General features: G+C 70.5%; 24 protein-coding genes. 11 read left to right on the forward strand and 13 right to left on the reverse strand.

What is annotated here, in order from left to right; all coding sequences use genetic code 11:
- Window positions 1-24: 24 nt before the first annotated feature.
- On the forward strand, window positions 25-1269 hold the full coding sequence (locus tag JOD63_RS03780; protein ID WP_045276052.1) for a glutamyl-tRNA reductase: 1245 nt from the start codon (window positions 25-27) through the stop codon (window positions 1267-1269).
- Window positions 1270-1294: 25 nt separating this feature from the next.
- On the opposite strand, the gene JOD63_RS03785 is transcribed toward JOD63_RS03780, so the two are convergent.
- The 3 genes from JOD63_RS03785 to JOD63_RS03795 all read right to left on the reverse strand — a co-directional run bounded on the left by JOD63_RS03785 (window position 1295) and on the right by JOD63_RS03795 (window position 5005).
- Window positions 1295-2056, reverse strand: a complete 762-nt coding sequence (locus JOD63_RS03785) for a ZIP family metal transporter (RefSeq protein WP_045276051.1) — start codon at window positions 2054-2056, stop codon at window positions 1295-1297.
- Window positions 2057-2121: 65 nt separating this feature from the next.
- Window positions 2122-3714 (reverse strand): AMP-binding protein, encoded by a 1593-nt coding sequence (locus JOD63_RS03790; protein WP_045276081.1) that lies wholly within the window; start codon window positions 3712-3714, stop codon window positions 2122-2124.
- A gap of 214 nt (window positions 3715-3928) precedes the next feature.
- A complete protein-coding gene (locus JOD63_RS03795) occupies window positions 3929-5005 on the reverse strand; it encodes a Glu/Leu/Phe/Val dehydrogenase family protein (protein ID WP_045276080.1) in 1077 nt (358 codons plus the stop codon).
- A gap of 210 nt (window positions 5006-5215) precedes the next feature.
- On the opposite strand from JOD63_RS03795, the gene JOD63_RS03800 reads away from it, so the two are divergent.
- Window positions 5216-5701, forward strand: coding sequence for a YbaK/EbsC family protein (locus tag JOD63_RS03800; protein WP_407664968.1), 486 nt, complete (start codon window positions 5216-5218; stop codon window positions 5699-5701).
- Window positions 5702-5707: 6 nt separating this feature from the next.
- On the opposite strand, the gene JOD63_RS03805 is transcribed toward JOD63_RS03800, so the two are convergent.
- Complete coding sequence (locus tag JOD63_RS03805) at window positions 5708-6493, reverse strand: IclR family transcriptional regulator (RefSeq protein ID WP_045276078.1); 786 nt, start codon at window positions 6491-6493, stop codon at window positions 5708-5710.
- A 61-nt stretch (window positions 6494-6554) separates the two neighbouring features.
- Between JOD63_RS03805 and hutH the strand changes: the two genes are divergently transcribed.
- The 3 genes from hutH to hutI all read left to right on the forward strand — a co-directional run bounded on the left by hutH (window position 6555) and on the right by hutI (window position 11220).
- Window positions 6555-8198: a histidine ammonia-lyase gene (hutH, locus tag JOD63_RS03810; RefSeq protein ID WP_084613558.1), complete on the forward strand. Its 1644-nt coding sequence runs from the start codon at window positions 6555-6557 to the stop codon at window positions 8196-8198.
- A 72-nt stretch (window positions 8199-8270) separates the two neighbouring features.
- Entirely contained in the window at window positions 8271-9953 is a 1683-nt protein-coding gene (locus JOD63_RS03815; RefSeq protein ID WP_045276050.1) for a urocanate hydratase, read from the forward strand.
- A gap of 16 nt (window positions 9954-9969) precedes the next feature.
- Window positions 9970-11220, forward strand: a complete 1251-nt coding sequence (hutI, locus tag JOD63_RS03820; RefSeq protein ID WP_045276049.1) for an imidazolonepropionase — start codon at window positions 9970-9972, stop codon at window positions 11218-11220.
- Between the two features lie 53 nt (window positions 11221-11273).
- On the opposite strand, the gene JOD63_RS03825 is transcribed toward hutI, so the two are convergent.
- The 7 genes from JOD63_RS03825 to JOD63_RS03855 all read right to left on the reverse strand — a co-directional run bounded on the left by JOD63_RS03825 (window position 11274) and on the right by JOD63_RS03855 (window position 18617).
- A complete protein-coding gene (locus tag JOD63_RS03825) occupies window positions 11274-13649 on the reverse strand; it encodes a LamG-like jellyroll fold domain-containing protein (protein WP_045276048.1) in 2376 nt (791 codons plus the stop codon).
- Between the two features lie 163 nt (window positions 13650-13812).
- The gene (locus tag JOD63_RS03830) at window positions 13813-14283 is read right to left on the reverse strand and encodes a SixA phosphatase family protein (RefSeq protein WP_045276047.1); all 471 of its coding nucleotides are present in this window, start codon (window positions 14281-14283) and stop codon (window positions 13813-13815) included.
- On the reverse strand, window positions 14280-15206 hold the full coding sequence (locus JOD63_RS03835) for an arginase family protein (RefSeq protein ID WP_045276046.1): 927 nt from the start codon (window positions 15204-15206) through the stop codon (window positions 14280-14282). Before JOD63_RS03835 ends, JOD63_RS03830 begins: the two co-directional genes overlap by 4 nt.
- Entirely contained in the window at window positions 15161-15526 is a 366-nt protein-coding gene (locus JOD63_RS03840; RefSeq protein WP_045276045.1) for a gamma-glutamylcyclotransferase family protein, read from the reverse strand. Before JOD63_RS03840 ends, JOD63_RS03835 begins: the two co-directional genes overlap by 46 nt.
- A gap of 18 nt (window positions 15527-15544) precedes the next feature.
- Window positions 15545-16813, reverse strand: coding sequence for a DUF445 domain-containing protein (locus tag JOD63_RS03845; protein ID WP_045276044.1), 1269 nt, complete (start codon window positions 16811-16813; stop codon window positions 15545-15547).
- Window positions 16814-16855: 42 nt separating this feature from the next.
- On the reverse strand, window positions 16856-17332 hold the full coding sequence (locus JOD63_RS03850) for a hypothetical protein (RefSeq protein WP_157004012.1): 477 nt from the start codon (window positions 17330-17332) through the stop codon (window positions 16856-16858).
- Between the two features lie 100 nt (window positions 17333-17432).
- Window positions 17433-18617 carry an acyl-CoA dehydrogenase family protein gene (locus JOD63_RS03855; RefSeq protein ID WP_045276042.1) on the reverse strand — a complete coding sequence of 395 codons (1185 nt, stop codon included), beginning with the start codon at window positions 18615-18617 and terminating at the stop codon, window positions 17433-17435.
- A 145-nt stretch (window positions 18618-18762) separates the two neighbouring features.
- On the opposite strand from JOD63_RS03855, the gene JOD63_RS03860 reads away from it, so the two are divergent.
- A complete protein-coding gene (locus JOD63_RS03860; RefSeq protein ID WP_045276041.1) occupies window positions 18763-19761 on the forward strand; it encodes a TIGR00341 family protein in 999 nt (332 codons plus the stop codon).
- Window positions 19762-19837: 76 nt separating this feature from the next.
- Window positions 19838-20257 carry a hypothetical protein gene (locus JOD63_RS03865; RefSeq protein WP_045276076.1) on the forward strand — a complete coding sequence of 140 codons (420 nt, stop codon included), beginning with the start codon at window positions 19838-19840 and terminating at the stop codon, window positions 20255-20257.
- A 36-nt stretch (window positions 20258-20293) separates the two neighbouring features.
- Here the strand turns inward: JOD63_RS03865 and JOD63_RS03870 are convergent, their stop codons facing one another.
- Window positions 20294-21499, reverse strand: coding sequence for an MFS transporter (locus JOD63_RS03870; RefSeq protein ID WP_045276040.1), 1206 nt, complete (start codon window positions 21497-21499; stop codon window positions 20294-20296).
- 362 nt (window positions 21500-21861) lie between these two features.
- Here JOD63_RS03870 and nrdH point away from each other — a divergent pair, with 362 nt between their 5' ends.
- The 4 genes from nrdH to nrdF are packed head-to-tail and all read left to right on the forward strand — an operon-like array spanning window position 21862 to window position 25728.
- On the forward strand, window positions 21862-22095 hold the full coding sequence (gene nrdH / locus JOD63_RS03875; RefSeq protein ID WP_045276039.1) for a glutaredoxin-like protein NrdH: 234 nt from the start codon (window positions 21862-21864) through the stop codon (window positions 22093-22095).
- 4 nt (window positions 22096-22099) lie between these two features.
- The gene (gene nrdI / locus JOD63_RS03880) at window positions 22100-22564 is read left to right on the forward strand and encodes a class Ib ribonucleoside-diphosphate reductase assembly flavoprotein NrdI (RefSeq protein WP_045276038.1); all 465 of its coding nucleotides are present in this window, start codon (window positions 22100-22102) and stop codon (window positions 22562-22564) included.
- A 38-nt stretch (window positions 22565-22602) separates the two neighbouring features.
- Window positions 22603-24702: a class 1b ribonucleoside-diphosphate reductase subunit alpha gene (nrdE, locus tag JOD63_RS03885; RefSeq protein ID WP_045276075.1), complete on the forward strand. Its 2100-nt coding sequence runs from the start codon at window positions 22603-22605 to the stop codon at window positions 24700-24702.
- A 51-nt stretch (window positions 24703-24753) separates the two neighbouring features.
- Window positions 24754-25728, forward strand: a complete 975-nt coding sequence (nrdF, locus tag JOD63_RS03890) for a class 1b ribonucleoside-diphosphate reductase subunit beta (protein ID WP_045276037.1) — start codon at window positions 24754-24756, stop codon at window positions 25726-25728.
- A gap of 319 nt (window positions 25729-26047) precedes the next feature.
- Here nrdF and JOD63_RS03895 read toward each other — a convergent pair whose 3' ends face one another.
- Window positions 26048-26425 (reverse strand): YciI family protein, encoded by a 378-nt coding sequence (locus tag JOD63_RS03895; protein ID WP_045276036.1) that lies wholly within the window; start codon window positions 26423-26425, stop codon window positions 26048-26050.
- Window positions 26426-26898 lie beyond the last annotated feature (473 nt).

Raw genomic sequence — 26898 nt, forward strand, 5'->3', positions numbered from 1 at the left:
CCGGCCGTCGCGTACGATGGAGAGGTGCTCCTGTGTCTTACCGCGAACCATCGGAACGCGAGCCTCGACATCCTGGAGCGTCTCTCGGTGGGGGCGCCCTCTGCGACGCGCGCCCTCGTGGACGAGGAGCTCTTCGTGTCGGGCGCCGTGGTGCTCGCCACGTGCAACCGCTTCGAGGCCTACCTCGACATCGACGAGCCCCTCACCGGCGGCGAAGCCGTCGCCCTCGAATCCGTGGTCGAGGCGATGTCGTCGGCCGCAGGCGTCTCGCCCGAGCACCTGCGCGCGTCGGTGACGGTTCACCAGGGCGCAGCCGCGGCCGAGCACCTGTTCGCCGTGACGAGCGGACTCGAGTCGATGGTCGTCGGCGAGGACGAGATCTCGGGCCAGGTGCGCCGCGCCGTCGAGACGGCACGGGCCGACGGACTCACCAGCGGCGAGCTGGAGCGGCTCTTCCAGAAGGCCACCCACACCAGCCGCGGCGTGCGCAACAGCACCCGGCTGCGCGGCGCGCACCGCTCGCTCGTGCGCTTCGCCCTCGAACTCGCCTCCAGCCGCGTCGCCGACTGGGCCGCGGCGCGCGTCGTCGTCGTCGGCACCGGCCGCTACGCCGCACGCACCGTCGACGCGCTGCGTGCCCGCGGCGCCCGTGACATCGCGGTGTTCTCGCCGTCGGGCCGGGCCGCCGCGTTCGCCGCGCAGCACGCGCTCGCGCCGGTGACCGACTTCCGCGTCGCGGCAGCCCGCGCCGACGTCGTCATCACCTGCACGGCCGATGCGCTCGTGCACGCCGAGGCCTTCACGCCCGGTCATCGCGTGCTCGTCATCGACCTGGGCCTGCCCCGCAACGTCGACCCCGCGGTCGGCGACGTCGAGGGGGTCGAGCTGCTCGACCTCGAGACGATCCGCCTGCACGCCCCGCTCGAGGAGTTCAGCGCCCACCAGGACGCCCGCGACCTCGTCGGCGTCGCGGCCACAGCGTTCGCGGCCGACCGCGAGGCAGCGCCGGCCATCACGGCGCTGCGCGGCGACGTCCTGAGTACGCTCGAGGACGAGATCGCCCGCGCCCGGTCGCGCGGTGCGGGTCCCGAGGTCGAGGCGGCCCTCCGCCACCTCGCCGGGGTGCTGCTGCACCGCCCGTCGGTGCGCATCCGCGAACTCGCCGTCGACGGCCGCATCGACGAGGTCAACGCGGCGCTCGAGCTGCTCCACGGTCTCTCGGTCGCACCCGCCGAAGACGAGTGGGAATCCGGCGCCGCGACCGCGTGACGCGCTGACTCCGCGAGGCCGGAGGTCAGCCCGCCACTTCGTGGAGGACGAAAGCTCCGAGGAACCCGAGCGTCGCCCACAGTCCCGTCAGGGTGCGCTGCTCGTCGAACGCCTCCGGGATCATCGTGTTGCAGATCATCGCGAGCAGACCGCCTGCCGCGATCGTCGTGATGACGGCGATGAGGCTCACCGGCGCGGACTGGAACGCGACGTAGCCGAGCACCGACGCCACGACCGTGACGAGGGCGATCCCGCCCCACAGCAGTGCCACCGAGCGCCCGCCCGACCCGGAGCGCTTCAACTCGGCAGTCGATCCCAGCCCCTCCGGGAAGTTGCTGATCGCGATGGCGGCGACGATCGGGATGCTGATGCCGCCCTCCAGCACCGACAGGCCCATCACGATCGACTCGGGGATGCCGTCGATCAGGGCGCCGATCGCGATCGCGGCACCGGCACCTCCGGCCAGACGCGCACCCGAGCGGCGGGCGACGATGTTCGCGGGCGACGTGGCCACGGGCTTCGGCGGGCGTGAGACGAGCCAGTCCGCCACGATGTAGATGACCGCACCCGCGAGGAACCCGAACGTCGTCGGCAGCAGCCCGCCGGCATCCGCCGCCTCTTCGACGAGCTCGAACGCCAGCGTCGAGATGAGCGTTCCCGCGCCGAACGCCATGATCCCCGCCACGAGGGTCTTCGGGATGTCGACGAACCACGCCAGCGCGGCGCCGATGAGGAGCGTCGCCGCTGCGACGATCCCGCTGAGCGCGGCGAGCCACAGGCCGTCCATGCGCTCAACCTAGCGCGTCGGGGCGGCGGCGGACCGCCCCGACGCGGCGGGCGTGGACGGGGGGCTCAGACGGCGGCGGCCTCGCGGGCGCGGAGGTCCTTTCGCAGGATCTTGCCGGCGCTCGACTTCGGGATCGCGTCGATGAACTCGACCCTGCGCACCTTCTTGAACGGGGCAACGTGCTCGATGACGAACGCCATGACGTCGTCGCCGGTGAGCCCCGAGTCGGGTGCCGCGACGACGAACGCCTTCGGGATCTCCTGCTTGTCGTCGTCGAGCACGCCGATGACCGCGGCATCCATGATCTTCGGGTGCGACAGGAGGAGCGCCTCGAGCTCGGCGGGCGCGATCTGGTAGCCCTTGTACTTGATGAGCTCCTTCACCCGGTCGACGATCGAGAAGTAGCCGCCCTCGTGGTAGACGGCAACGTCACCGGTGTGGAGGAAGCCGTCGGCGTCGATGGTCTCGGCGGTCGCCTCGGGCTTGTCGAGGTAGCCGACCATGATGTTCGGCCCCTTCACCCACAGCTCGCCGGGACGCGAGACGCCGTCCTCTCCGACCTCGGTGATCTCGTCGCCGGTCTCGGTGTCGACGAGCTTGACGATCTCGTTCGCGAGCACGACGCCGGCCGACGAGGCCGGGATCTCGGGCCGGTCGGCCGGGATGACGAGCGCCGCCGGGCTCGTCTCGCTCATGCCGTAGCCCTGCACGACGTGCGCGTTGATGCGCTGGGCGGCGAGCTCGGCGGTCTCGCCGTCGAGGGGCGCGGCGCCCGAGAAGAGGGTGCGGACGCTCGAGATGTCGAACTGGTCGACGATCGGGTGCTTCGCCAGGGCGACGGCGATCGGCGGCGCGACGTAGAGGTAGGTGCACCCGAAGGTCTGCGTGATGCGCAGGAACTCGACCAGGTCGAACTTCGGCATCGTGACCATGCTCGCGCGGCGCTGCAGTGCGAGGTTCAGCAGCACGGTCATCCCGTAGATGTGGAAGAAGGGGAGCACCGCCAGCACCCGGTCGTCGGTGGTGAGGTCGATGACGCTGCGGCACTGTTCGACGTTCGCGACGAGGTTGCGGTGCGTGAGCATCACGCCCTTGGGGACGCCGGTGGTGCCCGAGGAGTACGGCAGCACGGCGAGGTGGGTCGCGGGGTCGATCGAGATCTCCGGCGCCGGGGCGCCCGCGACGAGCAGGTCGCGCAGATTCGCGTGGCCGGGTGCGCCGTCGAGCACGATGACGCGGTCGTGGGGGATGCCGACGGCTTCGGCGGCGGTCTGCGCCTGCGGCAGCAGCGGGCTGACGGTCACGAACCAGGTCGCGCCGGCGTCGCGGAGCTGCTTCTCGATCTCGCCCGCGGTATAGAGCGAGTTGATGGTCGTGACGGTGGCGCCCGCGCGGAGCGCACCGTGGAACACGGTCGCGAAGGCGGGCACGTTCGGGCACAGCACCGCGATGACCGTGCCGGGAGCGACGCCGCGCGCCGCGAGGGCGCCCGCGAAGGCGTCGACCTGGGCGCGCAGTGCTCCGTACGTGGTCTCGGCGCCGGTCGCCGGGTCGATGAGCGCCACGCGGGTGAGCTCGTCGGAGGTGAGGCCGCCGAACAGGTAGTCGTAGATGGTGACGGCCGGGATGTCGATGTCGGCGTACGGGCTCGTGAACACGGAGCGTTCTCCTCGGATCGTGCTGGCCGCGTCCTTGCGGCGACCGGCGTCGTCGCCGGGTGCCTCCATTGTGCCACCGCGATCCGAGTGTCTGCGACGCGATCTCAGCTCCTGTGGAACTCGGTGCCGCCTTCTGTCGCGCGCGGCGGTTGCGCTCGGGAGTGTGGACCGATGCGGGATGCGGCTGCGCGGAGCCGCATCCCGCCGTCCACGATCAGCCGGCCAGGGCGGGGCTGCTCGTCCGTGCGGCCAGCCGCTGCGCGGCGAGCGACTCGGCAGCCTCGAGCGCGGTGACGCCGCGCTCGTCGGCCTCGTCGAACACGCGGCGGAGCGTATCGCCGATGTGGGCGACGCGGTCCATGATCTCGCCGCGCGTGCCGATCCGCTTCGCCTCGAGGTCGAGGTAGATCACTCCGCCCGCGTTGACGACGAAGTCGGGGGCGTAGAGGATGCCGCGACCGGCGAGTCGCTCGGCGCCCGACCGGTCGGCGAGCGGGTTGTTCGCCGGGCCGCACACCGCGCGGGTGTCGAGGGCGTCGATGACCTCGTCGGTGAGGAGTCCGCCGATGCCGGCGGGCACGAACACGTCGGAGGCGACGAGGTGCTCCTCGCCGGGGGTGGCCCACGCCGCGCCGAGCTCGGACGCGAGATCGCGCTTGGCAGGGTTCACGTCGGTCACGGTGAGCACCGCGTCCTCCGCGGACAGGCGCACGGCGAGTCGGCTTCCCACCTGGCCGAGGCCCGAGATGGTGATGCGCCGGCCGGCGACGTCGCCCGATCCGGTGACACGCTCGAGTGTCGCGCGCAGCGACTCGTACACGCCCAGGCTCGTGGGGCCGGCTGGCTCACCCGAGCCGCCGACGGCGTCGGGGAGGCCGACCACGTGCTCGGTCCGCTCGCTGACGACGAGCATGTCGTCGGTCGTCGACCCCACGTCCTCCGCCGTGCGGTAGAGGCCGTGCAGCGACTCGACGGCGTCGCCCAGATCGAGGAAGGCGGCGCGGCGGCGATCGGCGTCGAGCACCGTGCCGGGAGGAAGAGCGATCACCGACTTGCCGCCGCCCGCGTCGAGGCCGGCCGCCGCGTTCTTCAGGGTCATCGCGGCGGAGAGGCGCAGCGCGTCGCCGAGGCCGTCGCTCCAGTGCGGGTACGTCCACAGCCGTGCCCCGCCGAGTGCGGAGCCGAGCACCGACGAGTGGAGTGCGACGGCGATGAAGAGGCCGCTGCGCCGGCCGGTGATCACCTCCACCCGTTCGTGGGTGAAATCGGGCAGGGGCAGGGTGTGCGTCATCGCGGTTCCTTCGTCGGCGGCCTTGTGGGCTGTGCGCTGCGGATGCTGCGGCGTTGCTGCATCCGTCTCCATTGCACACCGTCGGGGCGCTCTGTTCAACCGACGCGCGCGAGAAGCCGCACATTGCGCCGTCCGGGGCCGACCCACGGGTCTGCGCCGGGCACACTGCGCAGTTCGACCGGGTCTCTCGTGTGGTCGTAGGCTGAGCGGGTGAGCGTGCCCCCCGAGAACCTCCACCCCCGCAGCCGTCTCGTCCACGACGCGCTGCGCGCCGCCGGCATCCTCGGAGAGATCGTCGTGCTCCCCGATGCCGCCTCCACCGCGGCGCTCGCCGCGGCAGCGCTCGGCATCGAGGTCGGCGCGATCGCGAACAGCCTGGTGTTCTGGTCGGACGACGAGCCCCTGCTCGTGATGACCAGCGGCGCGCACCGGGTCGACACCGCGGCCCTCGCCGAGCGGCTCGGGCGCGGGCGCATCAGCCGCGCGAGCGTCGAGCAGGTGCGTGAGGCGACAGGGCAGGCCATCGGCGGCGTCGCGCCGACCGGGCATCCGGCGCCGATCGTGACCGTCGTCGACGAGGACCTCGCAGCGTTCGACCAGATCTGGGCTGCGGGCGGCACGCCTCACACGGTGTTCCCGCTGACCTACGACGAGCTCGTGCGCCTCACGGGCGGAACCGTCGCCAAGGTCGACTGACCTGCGTCAGCCGCGGCCGATGCGGCGCTCCAGCTCGCCCGCGGCCGAGCCGGCCGCCGCGGCGAGGTCGTCGGCGTCGCGCTGAGCATCGCCCGGCCACGTGACGGCGATGGCTGCGGCCGGCCACCCGGTGTGGTCGCGCACCGCGACGCCGACCGAGCGCAGGCCGACGGTGACCTCGCCGTCCTCCTCGGCGTGACCGGCTGTGCGGACCGCGCGCAGCAGTTCCCGCAGCTCGCCCGGGCGGGAAGGGCCGCGACCCGTGCGGTCGGCGAAGGCGGAGGCATCCGGATACAGCGCCCGCACCTGCTCGCGGGGGAGTGCCGCGAGCATCGCTCGGCCGGTCGCCGTGAGATGCGCCGGGAGCCGCACGCCGACGTCGGTCACGAGTGCGGGCCGCCTCGGCGCGCGCTCCTCGACGATGTACAGCACGTCGCGCCCGGTCATCACCGCGAGGTGCGCGGACTCGCCGACCCGGTCCACGAGCGCCGCGACGAGCGGGCGTCCGAGGCGGGCGAGCGGCTGCTGCCGCGAGAAGCCGCCGGCGAGTTCGAACGCGGCGGTGCCGAGGCCCCACCTGCGCTCGCCGGTGAGATGCACGACGAAGCCGTGCTCCTCCAGCGCTCCGAGCAGGTGGTACACGCTCGAGCGCGGGATGGCGAGCTGGGTCGCCAGCGTCTGCGCCGCGACAGGGCCGCGCTGACGCGCGAGGAACGACAGGATCCGCAGTGTCTGGTCGGCCGCGGGAACCTGCGCACGCGGCGTCGTGGCGGCGGAAGGCTTGTCTGACATACCAGACACAGGATGCCACGGATGCCTGTCGGCGGCGACCGGCGGGGTGTGGAATCGGACCATGACCACCCTCACCGAGACCTCGGCGCGCGACGTCGCGGTCGTCACCGTCGGCTCCGGCGTGCTCAGCCCCGCCGACGTCGTCGCCGTCGCCCGCCACGGCGCCCGCGTCGTGATCGACGCCTCCGCGCTCGAGCGTGTCGCGGCATCACGAGCCCTCGTCGAGGGCCTCGCCGACGACCCGGAGCCGCACTACGGGATCTCGACCGGGTTCGGCGCACTCGCGACGACCTTCATCGCCCCCGCCCGCCGGGCGCAGCTGCAGGCGAGCCTGATCCGCTCCCACGCGGCCGGCACCGGCCCCGAGGTCGAGCGCGAGGTCGTGCGCGCGCTGCAGTTGCTGCGGCTGCAGACCCTCGCCACCGGCCGCACCGGCGTGCGCCCCGTCGTGGTCGAGACCTACGCGGGCATCCTCAACGCCGGCATCACCCCCATCGTGCGCGAGTACGGCTCGCTCGGCTGCTCGGGCGACCTCGCCCCGCTCTCGCACGTGGCTCTCGCCGCGATGGGCGAAGGGCGCGTGCGGGGCGCCGACGGGGTCGAGGTCGACGCGGCCGACGCGCTGGCCGCGGCATCCCTCGCCCCTCTCGTACTGCGCGAGAAGGAGGGCCTCGCCCTCATCAACGGCACGGACGGGATGCTCGGGATGCTGCTGCTCGGCATCCATGACCTGTCGATGCTGCTCGACACGGCCGATGCGGCCGCCGCGATGTCGATCGAGAGCCAGCTGGGCACCGACGCGGTCTTCGCTGCCGACCTGATGGCGCTGCGCCCGCAGGCCGGGCAGGCGGCATCCGCGGCGAACCTGCGTGAGTTCCTCGCCGGCTCTGCGATCATGGCGAGCCACCGCGATCCGGCCGTGTGCACCCGCGTGCAGGACGCCTACTCACTGCGCTGCTCGCCCCAGGTCCACGGCGCTGCGCGCGACACCGTGGACCACGCGGCGCTCATCGCCTCGCGCGAGCTCGCGTCGGCGGTCGACAACCCGGTGATCACGCTCGACGGCCGCGTGGAGTCCAACGGCAACTTCCACGGGGCGCCCGTCGCGTACGTGCTCGACTTCCTCGCGATCGCTGTCGCCGACGTCGCATCGGTCTCGGAGCGCCGCACCGACCGCGCCCTCGACGTCGCCCGCAACCACGGACTGCCGCCGTTCCTCGCCGACGAGGTCGGGGTCGACTCCGGCCTCATGATCGCCCAGTACGCCGCTGCCGGCATCGTGTCCGAGCTGAAGCGGCTCGCCGCACCGGCGTCGGTCGACTCGATCCCGTCGTCGGCGATGCAGGAAGACCACGTGTCGATGGGGTGGGCAGCCGCGCGCAAGCTCCGCCGGGCGATCGACGGCCTCGGCCGCGTGCTCGCCATCGAGGTGCTCACCGCCGCCCGGGCACTCGACCTGCGGGCGCCGCTCACGCCGGCGCCCGCCACCGCCGCGGTGCGCGACCTGCTCCGGGGTTCCGGTGTCGCCGGCCCCGGGCCCGACCGCTTCCTCTCACCCGAGATGGAGCGGGTCGCCGACCTCGTGCTCACCGGTGCCGTCGCCGGCGCCGCCCGGGGTGCCCGGGACGCGGCATCCGCCCGCCCTGCAGCATCCGACCTCCCGGATCCGGAGGAGATCCCGGATCCGGAGGATGCCACGGCCTGAAGCATCCTCCGCAACGCAGATCTCCTCCGAAATCGATCCCACCGCACGTCCCGCCGACCCCCAGGAGCACGCATGACCGCCCAGACCCGCACCGTCCGCGCCGCACGCGGCGCCGAGCGCACCGCGAAGAGCTGGGGTGCCGAAGCCGCCAAGCGCATGCTCATGAACAACCTCGATCCCGAGGTCGCCGAGCATCCCGAAGACCTCGTGGTCTACGGCGGCACCGGCAAGGCGGCCCGCAGCTGGGAGGCCTTCGACGCGATCGTGCGCACGCTCGACGAGCTCGAGCCGGACGAGACGCTGCTCGTGCAGTCGGGCAAGCCCGTCGGGGTGTTCCGCACCCACGAGTGGGCGCCGCGCGTGCTCATCGCGAACTCCAACCTCGTGGGCGACTGGGCGACGTGGCCCGAGTTCCGACGCCTCGAGCACCTCGGCCTCACGATGTACGGGCAGATGACCGCCGGATCGTGGATCTACATCGGCACCCAGGGCATCCTGCAGGGAACCTACGAGACGTTCGCCGCCGTCGCGCGATCGCTTGCCGCGAAGTCGGGAGCGGATGCCGCGACCGCGACGCTCGCGGGGACGCTGACGCTGACTGGCGGATGCGGCGGCATGGGCGGGGCGCAGCCGCTGGCCGTGACCCTCAACGGCGGCGTCGTGCTCATCGTCGACGTCGACGAGTCGCGCCTCGCCCGCCGCGTCGAGCACGGCTACCTCGACGAATACACCGCCGACCTCGATGAGGCTGTCGCCCGCGTCCTCGCCGCCAAAGACGCCGGCGAGGCACTCTCGGTGGGGGTCGTCGGCAACGCCGCCGACGTCTTCCCCGAGCTGCTGCGCCGCGGCATCCCGGTCGACGTCGTCACCGACCAGACGAGCGCGCACGACCCGCTCGCCTACCTGCCGGTCGGCGTCGCGTTCGACGACTGGAAGGCCGAGGCATCCCGCGATCCCGACGGCTTCACCGTCCGCGCACGCAGCTCGATGGTGGCGCACGTGGCGGCGATGGTCGGATTCCAGGACGCCGGCGCCGAGGTCTTCGACTACGGCAACTCGATCCGCGCCGAGGCGGAGCTCGGCGGCTTCGACCGGGCGTTCGCGTTCCCCGGATTCGTTCCCGCCTACATCCGCCCGCAGTTCGCCGAGGGCCGTGGGCCGTTCCGCTGGGTGGCGCTGTCGGGAGACCCCGAAGACATCCGCAAGACCGACGAGGCGGTGAAGGCGCTGTTCCCCGGTGACGCCGGACTCGTGCGCTGGCTCGAGAAGGCCGGCGAGGCCGTGCACTTCGAGGGGCTCCCCGCCCGCATCTGCTGGCTGGGCTACCAGGAGCGCCACCTCGCCGGACTGAAGTTCAACGAGATGGTGGCCTCGGGTGAGCTCGCGGGCCCGATCGTGATCGGACGCGACCACCTCGACGCGGGCTCGGTCGCGAGCCCCTACCGCGAGACCGAGGCGATGGCCGACGGGTCGGATGCGATCGCCGACTGGCCGCTGCTGAACGCCCTGTTGAACACCGCGTCGGGAGCATCCTGGGTGTCGATCCATCACGGCGGCGGCGTGGGCATCGGCCGCAGCATCCACGCCGGGCAGGTCACCGTCGCCGACGGCACCGCGCTCGCCGCAGAGAAGCTCGCGCGCGTGCTCGTGAACGACCCCGGCACCGGCGTCATGCGCCATGTGGACGCGGGCTACGATCGCGCCAAGGAGGTCGCGCGGGAGCGCGGCCTCACCGTGCCGATGCTCGACGCCTGACGAGGGGACGGATGCCGTGAGCACGACGCTCATCACCAACATCGGCGAACTGACCACCAACGTCGAGCAGGGCGGCGACCCGTGCGGCACGCTCCGTGATGCCGCCGTGCTGATCGCCGACGGTCGCGTCGCCTGGGTGGGTCGCGCCGCCGACGCGCCCTCGGCGGCCCGAGTCGCCCAGGCGCACGCAGGCGCCCGAGACTCACCGGAGTCTGGGGCGAGCGTGCGCGTCTCGACAGTGGGCGCGGAGCAGATGACGACGGTGGATGCCGCAGGGCGGGCCGTGATCCCGGGGTTCGTCGACTCGCACACCCACCTGGTCTTCGGCGGAGACCGGGCCGACGAGTTCGAGGCCCGCATGAGCGGCACCCCCTATGCCGCCGGCGGCATACGCCGCACGGTGGCAGCCACGCGTGCCGCGTCCGACGATGAGCTGCGCGCCCGCCTCGCCGGGTTCGTGGCCGAGATGGCGGCTCAGGGGACGACCACGTTCGAGGTGAAGACCGGCTACGGGCTCACCGTCGCCGACGAGGAGCGGGCGGCTCGCATCGCCGCCGAGGTCACCGACGAGGTGACCTTCCTCGGGGCGCACGTCGTGCCCGCAGAGCACGCTGACGACCGCGAGACCTACGTCGACCTCGTGTGCGGCGAGATGCTCGACGCGGTCGCGCCGCACGCGAAGTGGATCGACGTGTTCTGCGAGCGCGGCGCGTTCACCGCCGACGAGAGCCGGCGGGTGCTCGAGGCCGGTGCCGCGCGGGGGCTCGGCCTCCGCGTGCACGGCAACCAGCTCGGCCACGGCGAGGGGGTCACTCTCGCGGTTGCGGCGGGCGCGGCATCCGTCGACCACTGCACCTACCTCGACGATGCCGACGTCGCGGCGCTCGCGGCATCCGACACCGTGGCCACGCTCCTTCCCGGCGTCGAGTTCTCGACCCGGCAGCCGTACCCTGATGCGCGCCGGCTCATCGACGCCGGCGTGACCGTCGCGCTCGCGAGCGACTGCAACCCGGGGTCGAGCTTCACGAGCTCGATGCCGCTGATGGTCGCCCTCGCCGTGCGCGAGATGGGGATGACGCCGGCCGAAGCGGTGTGGGCATCGACCGCCGGGGGAGCGCGGGCGCTCCGCCGCGACGACGTGGGTGTGATCGCCCCGGGCGCGCGCGCCGACCTCGTGCTGCTCGACGCCCCCACCCGCGTGCACCTCGCGTACCGCCCGGGCGTTCCGCTCGTGCACACCGTGTGGCGGGGCGGCGAAATCCTCTGAGCGGTGATCGGCCGGCCGGCGCCTGAGCAGGCGGCCGACCGGCCGGGGTTCCGCTAGGGCGCCGCCAGGGCGGCGATGTCGGCGTCGGTGAGGGCCGAGCTCCACACCGTCAGCTCGTCGACGTCGCCCTGGAACGGGGTGTCCCACCAGTTGACGCCGACCCCGAACACGCCGCTGTCGGTGTCGAGCACGGTGGGGAACCCGGTGCCGGTGAACAGCCGCTCGCCGTCGATGTAGACGGATGCCGCGGCCCCGTCGACCACGAAGGCGACGTGGCTCCACTCGCCGACCGGGATCGTCCGACCCGTGCCGGCGTCGTACCACTGCGCACCCGACCACAGCATCGTGGAACCGCCGACGCCGTCGTGGCCGCGCGGTACGAGGCTGACCCACGAGTCGGGGCTCTTCGCGGCGAAGAACGCCGTCGTGTACGCGGTCAGCGCCTCGGGCCGCAGCCACATGCTGACCGAGTAGCTCGGGCCCTGGACGAGGCCGTCGGGCAGGCGCACCCCCGACGCGCCGTCGAGGTGCAGGGCGCTGCCGTCGACGCCGTCCTCGACGAACGCGGCGGTGCCTCCGGGCGCGTCGATGCGCGCCCCCGTCGGCGACGCGTCGGCGTGGGCGCCGGTGTCGTCGGCGAGGTCGCCGTCGAAGGTCCACGACGCGGCGAGCACTCCTGCGGTGCGGGCCGGCACGACGATCGCGAACGACTTCGTGGACTTCGCCTTGCCGTTGGTGATCGTCGCCGTGAGGGTCGCCGCGCCGTCGGGCTCGCCCACCCCGGGGCGGGTGACGGTGCCGTCTGCCGCGACGACGCCCGCGTCGGTGGTCTTCCACGTGATCGTGGTGCCACCCGTGCCGCTCGTCGGCAGCGCGAGGTCGGCACGCACGTCGGAGGTGTCGCCGAGATCGAGGTCGGCGGCGACCGCCGCCACGGCCTTCTTGCCGGTGAGCTCGACGGACTTGCGGCCCCACAGCGTCACGCCGTCTTTCGAGACGGCGGTGAACCCCACGGTCCACTTCTCGAGCGCCGCGTCCCAGGTGGGCGCGAACACTCCACGGTAGGTCTTGCCGTCGATGCGGAACTTCGCGCTGCTCTTGCCGGTCTGAACCCACACACCGCGGGCTTCGCCCGAGATGAGGCCGAGTGCCCCGAGGGTGACGTCGACGTCGGTCGCTGCCGTCGCGGTGATGTCCTTGCCCATGTCGACGAGTTGCCACGTGCCGGCGATCTCGGAGCGGTCGATCCTGCCGATGCTCTCGCCGGCGTACCGAGCGGGCGAGACGACCGGCCAGCCGTCCGAGTTCATCCACATCTGGTGCACCCGCACCTCGTGCGTCTCACCAGTGCCCGGGAAGCGCGAGTGGAACACCAGGAACATCCGACCCGTCTTCGGATCGCGGTACCACGAGGTGTGGCCGGGCGAGACGTAGCCGGTGCCCGGACCGGAGCCCGGCTCGCCGAGTTCGCGTTCGAACAGGTGGCCGCCCATGATCTTCACGCCGTACGGCTGGATCGACACGTCGTCGAAGAGGGGCAGGGCGGGGTCGGACTTCACCTCGGCCATGTCGTTGCCCTGGGCGTCGAGGTACGGGCCGTCGGGAGACGTCGACCGGGCGACGCGCACGTCGTATCCGCCTGTCACCCCGAGCCCGCCGAACGACAGGTACAGGTAGTAGTACCCGGTCTTCTCGTCGTACTGGATCGTCGGCGCCTCGATGCGGCTGTGGTTGCCGCCGACGAGATGCGTGCCGTACCCCTGGCCGGGCAGCGGCACGCCGGTGGCGGGGTCGAGCTTCAGGATGAAGATCCCGCCCGAGTACGAGCCGTAGACCATCCACATGTTGCCGTCGGCGTCATAGAACGCGTCGGGATCGACGGTGTTCGGGTGGATGCGGGCGTCGTACACCTCGCCCGGGTTCTCGGACTCGCCCTCCATGCCGCTCTTGAGGAGGATCCCCTGGTTCTCGTAGGGGCCGTCGACGGAGTCCGATGTGGCCAGGCCCAGCGCGGACCGCGGCGAACTGCCCTCGCACGCGTTGTAGTACATCGCGAAGCGCCCGTCGGGCAGCTCGATCACGTCGGCCGCCCAGAGCGTGCGCGTCTTCGCCCACGCGAACGTCTCGGCGAGCTCGGTGTAGATGTCGTCGAACAGGGCGTTGTCGGCGTCCTGCGAGAGGTCGACGGTGTGCTGCTCCCACGCCATCAGGTCGGTGGTGTGAGCGGATGCGCCGTGCGAGCCGAACACCCAGATGTCGTCGCCGGAGGTGACGATCGACGGGTCGTGCACGGTGACGTCCTCGAACTGTGGGGGCGGAGGTTCGGTCGGTGCGGGCTTCGCCCACGCGGCACTCGGGACGAGGGCGCCGGCGGCGAGGATGCCCGCCGTTCCCAGTGCGATCGCTGCGCGTCTCGCGCGATGGTTCATGGAGGACTCCTGTTCGACGTCGGACGGGATGCTGTCGCTCAGCAGTGAGCGTCGGACAGAATCTACAACGATGAATAACTGATGTGCAACGTTGTAAATGACCGGCATCCGATTCGAGGTAAATCCGACGCGCTGGCACCCCGCGTCGCCTCGCCTCCCGCCGTTACCGCGGCGAGTCGAACGACCACTCGTCGGGATCGAGGGCGGTCGCCACGTTCCAGTCGTCCTGCTTCCAGATGAAGGAGGCGACCGCGCACGTGGGCATGTGCTCGATGCCGCCGTCCGACAGCGCTCCGGCGAGCGCGCTCATGCCGGGGTCGTGCGCGACCACGACGACGTTCGAGCTGCCGGACGCCGTGGCAGCCGCGAGCAGCGTGCGCGCCGAGGCGCCGTACAGCTCGGGATCGAGCGTCACCTCGACGCCGAACGCGTCGCCGAAGGCTTCCGCGGTGGTGCGGGCGCGCAGCGCGGTGGAGGCGAGGATCGTGTCGGGACGGACGCCCAGGTCGGCGAGACGCTCGGCCATCATCGGCGCGTCGCGTCGGCCGCGGTCGTTGAGGGGGCGGTCGTGGTCATCGAGCCCGGGGTCGCCCCAGTCCGACTTCGCGTGCCGGACGAGTACGAGCGTGATCATCGGCTGACCGCCTTTCCTGCGAGGAGTTCCAGCACGCACAGCGCGGCGAGGCGCACGGTGCGCCCGTCGGGAGCATCCGCCGTCGCGTCGACCTCGGCGATGTCGGCCGAGCGCACCCGGGCGTCGGCCGCAGCCCGGCGCACGAGTGCCCGCAGCTCCCACGCGGCGAGCCCGCCGGGCACCGAGGCGGGGCAGCCGGGGGCCACCGAGCGGTCGCACACGTCGACGTCGACGTCGAGGTGAACGTCGCCGTCGACGCCGGCGATCTCGAGAGCCTCGGCCATCACGTCGTCGGCGCCCCGGCGGCGCACCTCGTCCATCGAGACGACGGTGATGCCGAGGTCTGCCGCGCGCTGCGCGTACGCCGCGGAGTTCGCGAAGTCGGCGATGCCGAGCTGCACGATGCGACGCGGGTCGAGGCCGTCGTCGACGAGCCGGCGCACCGGCGAGCCGTTGGAGACGCCGTCGCGCAGATCGAAGTGCGCGTCGATGGTGATGAGCCCCCGTGCCCCGGCGCCCTGGGCGACCGGGTACGTGAGCGAGTTGTCGCCGCCGATCGCGACGACGAGCCGGGTGCGCGCGCGCAGACCGGCCACCGCGGCGCGGACGGATGCCTCGCCCTCCGCGCCGTCGGGCTCGGTGACGTCTCCGGCATCGACGATCCGCAGCGCCTCCGACAGATCGACGGGCGGCGGGCCGAGGAGCGTCGGCGAATAGCGCGCCAGCGCGTCGCGCACGGCGGCCGGGGTCGCGTGCGCTCCGGTGGAGGAGAGCGAGGTGCGCCAGGTGGGGACGCCGAGGATCGCGGCATCCGCCTCGCCGCCGTCGTCGACGGGCCAGGAGCCCGCGCGGGGCCAGAGGGGGTCGTGCGTGAGGGTCACTCTCCGACGGTACCCGCCGGGCGCGAGGCCACGTAGACCCATGCGCCGCGTCCGCTGCTCAACTGCACCCGCCCGCGCCGGTACGGAGCGACCTCGTATTCGTCGGCGGCTTCGAGCTCGTCCTCGGTGACGCGCAGCACCTGGCCGACGACCTTGTCGAGCGGATTGCCGGTCGCACGCACGATGGGGTGCACGCTCGTGCCCGACACGTCGATGACGCGGGTGTCGGCGATCTCGGCGTAGTCGACCGTGTAACCCGGGAGCACGTCGGGCTCGGCCTCGAGAAGGCGGCCGAAGGTGTCGCGTTGAACGTCGGGATGTTGGAGCGTCCCGTAGCTGAAGAGGAGCTCGTCGGCGACCACGCCAAAAGAGTACCGGGTTCAGCCCAGCAGCGCATGGGCTGCGGCGAAGATCGCGAGGCCCGCGAGCGCGCCGACGAACGTGCCGTTCAAGCGGATGTACTGCAGGTCGCGTCCGACCATGAGCTCGATCTTCTCGGTCGTCTCCTGGGGATCCCACCGCTCGACCGTGTCGGTGATGATCGAGGCGATGTCGTGACGGTAGCGATCGACGAGGAAGACCGCCGCGTCGGTGGCCCACGTGTCGACGCGGTGCTGCAGCGCGGCATCCGTCGTCAGCCGCGACCCCACCTCGGCGAGCGCCGCGGCGGCCCGTCGGCGCAGCCCGCTGTCGGGATCGGCGAGCGAGGTGATGAGTCCCTCCTTCGCCGTCGTCCACACCTCCCCGGCCAGCGCGCGCACACGCGGGCTGTCGAAGACCGAGGTCTTGGCGTCTTCGAGGCGGCCGATCATGGCCGGGTCGTGCTGCAGGCTCTCGGCGAGACGGGCGAGGTAGGCGTCGATCGCGCGGCGGGCCGGATGCTGCGCGTCGGCCTGCACCGCTGCCACGAACTTCACGGCCTCGTTGTAGACCGTGTCGTCGACGAGCCGGTGGGCGATGCTCGGCACCCAGCCGGGGAGGCGGCGCGAGACGAGTCCGGTGAACGCGGTCTGGTTGGCGCGCAGCCACGCGGCGAGGCTGTCGAAGCCCAGGTCGACCGCGCCGCGGTGGGCGTCGGCCGCGACGACCCGCTCGAGCCACCCGCCGAGCGGCGGCCCCCAGTCCGGCGAGAGGAGGTGCTCGCGGGCGAGGTCCTCGATGAGGTCCTGCACGTCGTCGTCGCTGAGGGCACGCAGCACGCCCGTGGCCATCGCCGACGCCTCGCCCACCACCCGCTCCGCGTGCACGGTCTGGCCGAGCCATTCGCCGAGGCGGGCGGCGAGGTGCGCGCGCTGCAGGCGCTCGCGCACCACGTCTCCCCGGAGGAACTCGGTCTCGACGAACTCGCCGAGGGTACGGCCGATCTCGTCTTTGCGCTTGGGGATGATCGCGGTGTGCGGGATGGGGATGCCGAGCGGATGCCGGAACAGCGCGGTGACCGCGAACCAGTCCGCGAGCGCCCCCACCATGCCGCCCTCCGCCGCAGCTCGCACGTAGGCGAGCGCGGGAACCTGCTGCTGGAAGGCGAACGACACCGCGAAGACCACGGCCATGAACACCAGCGCCCCGAGCGCCACCGCCTTCATGCGGCGGAGGCCCCGCCGCCGTTCCTGGTCGGCCGGACTCAGCAGGGTCGGAGGCGATGCCATGGCGTCATCCTGTCACGCCCGGCCGACGGGGCGGACGCGGCGTCAGGGAAGGTCGTCGAGCGCCCAGGAGCAGTACATGACGATCGTCGTGCGGTAGGCGACGATCTTCGCCTGCGACGCCGGAACGCTGCGCGTCTCGTCGTCGGGCCACAGTTCGCTGGCCGCATCGACTCCGGGCGGCAGGCACGTGCCCGCCGACAGGCTGACCGTGGGCCTGGTCGGAGCGATCCAGGTGCCCTTCGACTCGCCGATCCCGCCGTCGGGTGCCTCGACGCGGGCCGGCACGGTGAAGGTGCACACCAGATGCAGGCGCCCCGCCTTCTCGACGAGGGTGTATCTCGACGTGTAGATGTCGACGGGCGGGGTGCCCTCGGTGATCGCTCCCGCGTAGCACTGGTCGGGGATGTCGGGGTTGTACAGCTCGGCCCCGGCGTTGTGGTCGGCGAGGGCCGGCGCCGCTGTGCCGAGGACGAGGGCCGCCGCGGCGGCCAAGGCGAGGATGAGGCTTCTGGAACGCATGGTGGAGCTCCTCCGGTGACGGTGTTGTGACAGGGGAGCGGCCGATGACGCGTAGTGGCCGGAGTCGAAGGCTACCGCGCGGGGCGGCACCGCCGTAAGGTCACTGCTCGAGCGGACCCAGCCATGCAGTAGCGACGGTGGAGTGGGCCGACTCCGGATCCGACGGGTGGTACAGCCCCGCGAGCACGTCGCGGTAGAGCCGCTGCAGCTCGCTGCCGGAGAAGTAGCCCGATCCGCCGGCCACGAGCATCGCCTGGTCGACGATCGCCTTGGCCGACACGACGGCGCGGTGCTTGAGACCGGCGAGCAGCGAGAACCACCGCGTGCCGTGGTCGGCGCCGGCATCCACATCCGCGGCGATCGCGGCGATCTGGGGGACGATCGCGTCGTACGCGAGAGCCATCTCGGCGATCCGCCAGCGGATGTCGGGGTCCTGGCTGTAGGCGGCGCCGGTGCGCTGCGAGCGGCGCCGGCCGGCAGTCTCGACGGCGAGGTCGAGGGCGCGGCGCGCGATGCCGGTGTAGACCGACGCGAGGAGCACCTCGAACACGCTGAAGATGCCGAATACCAGCGGGTCGGGGTTCGGGCCGGGGGCGATCCGGCGCACCACGCGGTCGGCTGCCGCGACCGCACCGTGCAGCTCGGTGGTGCGCGACTGAGTGCCGCGCATGCCGAGGGTGTCCCAGTCGTCGCGGGTGACGATGCGCCCGGCATCCGCTTCCTCCCGCGAAACGAAGGCGTAGACCATCTGGGGGGCGTCGGATGAGGTGGTGTCGAGACCATGGAGCCCGAGCCGCGTCCACACCGGTGCGAGCGACGTGAAGATCTTGGTGCCGGTGAACGCGTAGCCGCCATCCGGGCGGGGGGAGGCATCCGTGGTGCTCCCGAACAGCACCAGGTCGTTGCCTGCCTCGCTGATGCCGAACGCGAACAGCTCGCCGGCGGCGGCGTCCTCCTGCACGAACCGGAGATCGTCGATGCCGCGCTCCGCGAGCACCTGCGCGACACCCGTCCATACGAGGTGCATGTTGATCGCGAGCGCGGTCGCGGGGGCGGCTCCGGCGAGCCGCTGCTGCAGGACGGATGCCTCGGCGAGGCCGAGTCCCGCTCCGCCGAGCGAAGTCGGCACCATGATCGCCAGGTACCCGGCGTCGCGGAGGTCGGCGAGGTCGTCCTCGGGGAAGGTGTTCTCGCGGTCGTGCACGGCAGCACGCGACCGGATGCGGTCGAGGAGGTCGCCGGGCAGGTGGGCGGACGGATCGAAGGCGGGGACGGATGCGCTCACGCGGCCATTCTGCCGTGCCCGCGCAGCGTGCGGACCGAGCCGCGACACGTGCACCGCGCATACCGTCCGTGCACCGGGCTCGGCGCCGTGGGGTGGGACGATGAGCGGGTCGCGCACGCCGACACACGCACGAGGAGCCGCACCGATGTCCCGACTCACGCAGACGCTGATCCCGCCCGCCCAGCGACAGACCGCCCGGGAGCTCACCGACGCGCTCGACCTCGGCTTCGGCGACACGACCGCCAAACGCAGCGGCTTCCTCATCATGCTGTTCCTGTCGGGCGTCATCGCGATCTGCGGCGTGCTCGCCGACTCGACGGCCACCGTCATCGGGGCCATGATCATCGCCCCGCTCGGCACACCCATCCTCGGCATCGGCCTGGGGATCGTCGTGGGGAGGCTCAGCCTCGTGATCCGGTCGATGCTGTGGGTGCTGACCGGCCTCGCGATCGTCGTGGGACTCGGCATCGCGTTCTCCTGGGTCGTGGCCGACCCGGCGAGCCTCGCGACGAACTCGCAGGTCGAGGGGCGCACATCGCCGGATCTCATGGATCTGCTCGCCGCGCTCGCCACCGGCACCGCCGGCGCATTCGCGATGTGCCGCAAGGATCTGAGTGCCGTGCTTCCCGGCGTCGCCATCGCGATCTCGCTGGTGCCGCCCCTGGGCGTCGTCGGCGTCTGCGCGGGCGTCGGCGACTGGGCCGGGGCGTTCGGGGCACTCATGCTGTTCCTCTCGAACGTGTTCGCGCTCGTGATCGCGGGCAGCATCGTGTTCACCGTGGCCGGCTACGCGCGGGACCCCGAGTCTTCGGCGACGGCGAACCGACGGCGCGCGTACGGCGTGGTCGCCGTGCTCTCGGTGCTCGTGGTGCTCCCGCTCGCCGCGAACAGCCTGTGGTCGCTCGCGGTGGTGTCGTGGAGCAGCACGATCACCGACTCGACGTCGGTGTGGCTCGAGGACGAGCCCGGTGCGCGGATCGCCGGCGTGGAGTGGCGGCTCGGCACGGCCACGGTGACGGTGATCACCGAGGACGGCACGGTGCCGCCGGTCGACGACCTCCGCGACGACCTCGCGGGCGGCATCCCCGACTGGATCGGCGTGATCGTCTATGCCGGTCCGGGGTCCGAGATCGTCGTCCAGTAGCGGGCGAGGCGATGCCGCGGCCGGCGGGATGACGGCGTTCGGCCTCGGGGCGGCGCATCCGGGCGAAGATGGGGAGATGATTTCGACCGACCTCGCCGTCGCACTGCGTGACGGAGGCCTCGTCTGGCACCCGCGCTCGGGCGACCGCTTCCAGCTCGACGAGCCCGAGTTCGAGGCCGACGTCTTCACCGTCAGCGAGATGACGATCGAGCCCCGCGAGTACCCGACGGGCCGCATCCTCGCCTTCAACGGCACGACCGAGTGGGCGCTGGACTCTGTCGCGCTCGAGGACGCGCTGTGGCTGCCGCACGAGCACCAGCTGCGCGCGCTGCTGCAGAGCGCCTTCCGCGCACTGCGCCGGCTTCCCGACACGTACGAAGTCGAGCTCGAGCTGCGGGGACCGGATGCCGCGGCCGAGCGCCTCACGTTCGAGCATCCGGAACCCGCCGACGCGTATGCGCTCGCGCTCCTGGAGGTGCTGCGCCGGCTGGCGTGAGGCCCACCGGCGGGCCGGGCGCGGGCGCCGCGGGCGTCAGCGGATCGTCTGGACCGGTTCGGTGTCGGGGATGGGGCTCGCGTCGCGGCCGCGGAGATCGGGGAAGCCGCGGACGAACACCACCGACACGGCGAGTGCGGCGACAGCGAACGCGGCCGCCGCGACGTACGCGCCCTGCGCGCCCACGCCGTCGATGAGGAAGCCGGCCACCGCCGATCCCGCCGCCGCGCCGATGAGCTGCCCCGTGCCGATCCAGCCGTACGCCTCGGCCGTCTCGCTGAACTTCACGCTCACAGACGTCATCGCGAACATCACCGCGAACGCGGGCGCGATGCCCACGCCGGCGAGGAAGAGCGTGCCGCCCAGCCACCAGATGTCGAGCGAGAACATGGTCAGGGTGAGGCCGGCCGCGACGATCGCCATGCGTCGGGCCATCGCCCAGGGCCCGATCGGGATGTGGCCGAAACCGAGTCCGCCGGCGAGGCTGCCGACCGAGAAGACGGCGAGGACGATGCCGGCCTCGAGTCCGCCGTGGTCGAAGGTGGCGACGACGCCCGCCTCGACGGCGGCGCACGCGCCGATCAGGAGGAAACCGACACCGGTCGCCAGCACGACGGGGGGCTTGGTCAGTACCAGCCCGATGCGGCGGCGGCTGCGCGGGATGCGGACGCGCCCGACCTCGGGCGAGAGGATGAACCACGCACCGCCGGCGACCAGGATGACGACGATGAGCACGAGCGCCTCGACCGTGCCCACCTGCGTGGCGACGAACGTGATGAGCACCGGGGCGATGATCCAGATGATCTCCTGCAGCGATGCGTCGAGCGAGAACAGCGGGGTCAGCTGGCGGGAGTTCACGAGCTTCGGGTAGATCGTGCGCGCCGCCGACTGCACCGGCGGGGTCGACAGGCCCGCGATCACCCCGAGCGCGATGTAGGCCGGCAGCACCATCGGCACCAGGGCGATCACCGCGATCGTGATCGCGCAGAAGGTGAGCGTGATGGTGAGCACCTTGCGCATGCCCCAGATGCCCATCCAGCGGCTCGTGACGGGGCCGGCGATGGCCTGCCCCACCGACACGGCGGCGAGCACGAGTCCCGCGGCTCCGTACGAGCCGGTGACGTGCTCGATGTGCAGGAGGACGGCGAGACTCGTCATCCCGTTCGGGAAGCGAGCGGTCAGCTGAGCCGCGATGATGCGCCCGACACCCGGAGTTCGCAGAAGTTCCCGGTATCCCGCCACCCGTCAAATCTACGCCGCGCGCGGGGGAGGCGTGATGCGCACGCGCGACACGCCGGGGGTGCAATCCACAGGCAGATCGGATGTCTGTGGGCCGGCGTACCGTGCGACCTGTGGATGGATCTCGTCTCCGCCGCAGAAAGTCCGCGCGATCCAGGCGTTTTCCGATCTCGAGACACGCCGAGGGGGTGTGGATGAAACGGTGGAGAACCTGTGTTGAACATGGGGAGAGCGGTGGATAATCACACGGATGTAACTACTAGTCCTTGTGGTGCTGGGCAATGTCCGTACCCATATGTAGTATTGGTCTCCCGGCGGGGGGCCTGCTGGAGAAGTCACCGGATGTGAGGGGAGAACCGATCGATATGACGATCACGGTCTACACGAAGCCTGCATGCGTGCAGTGCACTGCGACGTACCGAGCGCTGGACTCGAAGGGCATCGATTACGAGGTCCTCGACCTCTCGCAGGACCCTGCGGCACTCGAGCAGGTCAAGGCGCTGGGTTACCTCCAGGCGCCCGTCGTCATCACCGACGAGGACCACTGGTCGGGCTTCCGTCCCGACAAGATCGACGAGCTCGCTTCGCGGCTGGGTTGAGATCATGGCAACCGCGGTCGCTGAGCGAGGCGCGGTTGCCGGCAGTGCGGCCGCCGCGCCGCTCATCGTCTACTTCTCGAGCGTGTCGGGCAACACCGCACGCTTCGTCGAGAAGCTCGGACTGAGGGCGCAGCGGATTCCGCTCCATCAGACGGATGCCGCACTGCAGGTGGACGAGCCGTTCGTCCTCGTCACACCCACCTACGGCGGAGGCCAGGGGCGGGGTGTCGAGAAGGGCGCCGTCCCCAAGCAGGTCATCCGATTCCTCAACGACGAGGGCAACCGGAGCCTGATCCGCGGAGTCGTCTCCGCCGGCAACACCAACTTCGGCGAGCATTTCTGCATCGCCGGCGACATCATCAGCCGCAAGTGCCGCGTGCCGCACTTGTACCGGCTCGAGCTATTCGGCACGCCTGAAGACGTAGACACCGTGAGAGAAGGATTGGAACGACTGTGGAAGCTGCCGTGACCGAAGCGCACTTCAAGACCGAGGCCCGCTTCGAGGGGATGGATTACCACGCCCTCAACGCGATGCTGAACCTGTACGACGCCGACGGGAAGATCCAGTTCGACGCCGACAAGCGTGCGGCGCGGGAGTACTTCCTGCAGCACGTGAACCAGAACACGGTGTTCTTCCACTCGCTCAAGGAGCGTCTGGACTACCTCGTGGAGAAGGAGTACTACGAGGGCGCCGTGCTCGAGCAGTACCCGTTCGAGTTCATCCAGAAGCTCAACGACCGCGCCTACGCGAAGAAGTTCCGGTTCGAGACCTTCCTCGGCGCGTTCAAGTACTACACGAGCTACACGCTCAAGACCTTCGACGGCAAGCGCTACCTGGAGCGCTTCGAGGACCGCGTCGTGATGACCGCCCTCGCCCTCGCCGACGGCGACCAGAAGCTCGCGACGAACCTCGTCGACGAGATCCTCTCGGGCCGATTCCAGCCGGCGACACCCACGTTCCTCAACGCCGGCAAGGCTCAGCGCGGCGAGCTCGTCTCGTGCTTCCTGCTGCGCATCGAAGACAACATGGAGTCGATCTCGCGCGGCATCAACTCGTCGCTGCAGCTCTCCAAGCGCGGCGGCGGCGTCGCGCTCCTGCTCTCGAACATCCGCGAGTCCGGCGCCCCGATCAAGCAGATCGAGAACCAGTCGTCGGGCATCATCCCCGTGATGAAGCTCCTCGAAGACAGCTTCAGCTACGCGAACCAGCTCGGCGCGCGTCAGGGAGCCGGTGCGGTGTACCTCAACGCGCACCACCCCGACATCATGCGCTTCCTCGACACCAAGCGCGAGAACGCAGACGAGAAGATCCGCATCAAGACGCTCTCGCTCGGCGTCGTGGTGCCCGACATCACGTTCGAGCTCGCGAAGAACGGCGAGGACATGTACCTCTTCTCGCCGTACGACGTCGAGAAGGTGTACGGCGTGCCCTTCGGCGACATCTCGGTGTCGGAGAAGTACCGCGAGATGGTCGACGACTCGCGCATCAAGAAGACGAAGATCAATGCGCGCGAGTTCTTCCAGACCCTCGCCGAGATCCAGTTCGAGTCGGGCTACCCGTACATCATGTTCGAAGACACGGTGAACAAGGCCAACCCGATCAAGGGCCGGATCAACATGTCGAACCTCTGCTCGGAGATCCTCCAGGTCAACACGCCGACCACCTACAACGAGGACCTGTCGTACGCCGAGATCGGCAAGGACATCTCGTGCAACCTGGGTTCGCTCAACATCGCGCTCGCGATGGACGGCGGCGACCTCGGGAAGACCGTCGACACCAGCATCCGCGCCCTGTCCGCCGTGAGCGACCAGAGCCACATCGCCTCGGTGCGCTCGATCGAGAGCGGCAACGACCGCTCGCACGCGATCGGCCTCGGCCAGATGAACCTGCACGGGTACCTCGCTCGCGAGCACGTGTACTACGGCTCCGAAGAGGGCATCGACTTCACGAACATCTACTTCTACTCGGTGCTCTTCCACGCGCTGACCGCATCGAACCGGATCGCGATCGAGCGCGGCGAGACGTTCGACGGGTTCGCCGACTCCACGTACGCGTCGGGCGAGTTCTTCGACAAGTACATCGACCAGGAGTGGGTGCCGGCGACCGCCAAGGTCGCGGAGATGTTCGCGGGTCACCACATCCCCACGCAGGACGACTGGCGCGCGCTGAAGGCCTCGATCCAGCAGCACGGCATCTACAACCAGAACCTGCAGGCGGTGCCGCCGACCGGCTCGATCTCGTACATCAACAACTCCACGTCGTCGATCCACCCGATCGCGGCGAAGATCGAGATCCGCAAGGAAGGCAAGCTCGGCCGCGTCTACTACCCGGCGGCGTTCATGACGAACGAGAACCTGGAGTACTACCAGGACGCCTACGAGATCGGCTACGAGAAGGTCATCGACACGTACGCCGCGGCGACGCAGCACGTCGACCAGGGCCTGTCGCTGACGCTGTTCTTCAAGGACACCGCCACCACGCGTGACATCAACAAGGCGCAGATCTACGCGTGGCGCAAGGGCATCAAGACGATCTACTACATCCGCCTCCGCCAGATGGCGCTCGAGGGCACCGACATGAGCGAGTGCGTCTCGTGCACGCTCTGATCACGGGCCGTTGAGCGGGCGCAGCGAGAAGAAACGCGAAGAGAGAAGACGATGAGCGAGAAGCTCCAGCTCCTGGACCACGTTCAGGCCATCAACTGGAACCGCATCCAGGACGACAAGGACCTCGAGGTGTGGAACCGCCTCGTGAACAACTTCTGGCTGCCCGAGAAGGTGCCGCTGTCGAACGACATCCAGTCGTGGAACACGCTGACCCCCGAAGAGCAGACCCTCACGATGCGGGTGTTCACCGGGCTCACCCTGCTCGACACGATCCAGGGCACGGTGGGCGCGGTCTCACTGATCCCCGATGCGATCACCCCGCACGAGGAGGCCGTCTACACGAACATCGCGTTCATGGAGTCGGTGCACGCCAAGAGCTACTCGTCGATCTTCTCGACCCTGTGCTCGACCAAGGAGATCGACGAGGCGTTCCGCTGGTCGATCGAGAACCCGAACCTTCAGAAGAAGGCTCAGATCGTCATGGAGTACTACCGCGGCGACGAGCCCCTCAAGCGCAAGGTCGCCTCGACCCTGCTCGAGAGCTTCCTGTTCTACTCGGGCTTCTACCTGCCGATGCACTGGTCTTCGCGCGCCAAGCTCACGAACACCGCCGACCTCATCCGCCTCATCATCCGTGACGAGGCAGTGCACGGGTACTACATCGGGTACAAGTTCCAGAAGGGACTCGAGAAGGTCTCCGAGGCCGAGCGCAACGACATCAAGGACTACACCTTCTCGCTGCTGTACGAGCTCTACGACAACGAGGTGCAGTACACGCAGGACCTCTACGACAGCGTCGGTCTCACCGAAGACGTCAAGAAGTTCTTGCACTACAACGCCAACAAAGCGCTGATGAACCTCGGCTACGAGGCGATGTTCCCCGCGACGGTCACCGACGTGAACCCCGCGATCCTCTCGGCGCTCTCGCCGAACGCCGACGAGAACCACGACTTCTTCTCGGGCTCGGGTTCGTCGTACGTCATCGGCAAGGCCGAGGCCACCGAGGACGAGGACTGGGACTTCTGACCACCCAGATCTGACTCCGACCCGAAACGGCTGGTGAGAGGCCCGGATTCGCAGGATTCTGCGGAATCGGGCCTCTCTTGTGCCTTCTCTCGGGAGACAGAGGAGGACAGCAGCTGCCGCAGAGTGCGCGCTCGGTTTCGACGCCGACCCGTGTTCAGGATGTGGCCGCGCGCAGCAGCCATCGTCGCTCGAGGTCGTTTCGAGTGAGCTGGGCTGCGAGGGCGTACGAGTCCAGCGCTTGTGCGCGTCGACCGGCGCGCGCAAGGAGGTGCGCTCGCACGGCGGCGACCTGCACTGCCGGGCCGCCGGTGACCAATCGTCACGTTGTGGAGGCGAAGTCGGCGTCGGTCCACACCCGAGCCACGCGCATCCCCCCGCTCACCGCCGCTTCGGGGAATCGCGCGGCGATCTCGGCGGCGCGTGCCTCGTCGGCGACGTCGACGAGGTAGTAGCCGGAGACGACCTCGGTGATCTCGGGCAGCGGAGCATCGGTGACGACCGTGCCGTCGGCCGCGCGCATGACGAGTTTCTGAGCGTCGGTGTCCAGTGCTTTCGAGTCGACGAGCTCGCCCGTGGACTCGAGGTCCGCTTCGACGTCCCAGTAGATCTGGAATGCGGCCGAACGCTCGGCATCGGTCATCTCGGCGAACAGCTCGATGACGGCCGGGCTGTTGTGGATAAGGATGAGGTACTTCATCTTCGCTCCTGTTCCGGCCGCTGAGCACGGCCTTCTCAGTGTGTCGGAGACGGGGCGAGGATTTCGACACGCCAGGCGAATCGGGTGGGTGCCTGTGCTGTTCCCGGGCTGCCGGGCCGAATCGGCGGAGGAGCTGCATGTTCCTCGGCGGGGAGAGCGGTTGCCGTGATTCACACCAACCTGTCAGCCTGGCGCCGGTTCCGGGCGGTGTCGGGTCTGCGAATCGTTTCGGAAATCTGCCGCTTCGGTTTGAATCCGCGCGGATGATTACGTACCCTGGGTAATGACCGGTCGGCCATGTGTCCCCAGCGCATGTGCGGCGGTGCCCCCCAGCACCGAGTCTGTCCCCAACAGACGACTCCGCTTCAGCCCACCGGGTTCGGGTCCCCCCGGGCGCTTCAGCTCTATCTGAGGCGGCCGGGGGGACCCTCTTCGTGCACACGGCACGGGAGGTTGAGTTTCCCCAGACCCCA

The sequence above is a fragment of the Microbacterium terrae genome, assembly GCF_017831975.1.
In the GTDB taxonomy this organism is placed as follows: domain Bacteria; phylum Actinomycetota; class Actinomycetes; order Actinomycetales; family Microbacteriaceae; genus Microbacterium; species Microbacterium terrae.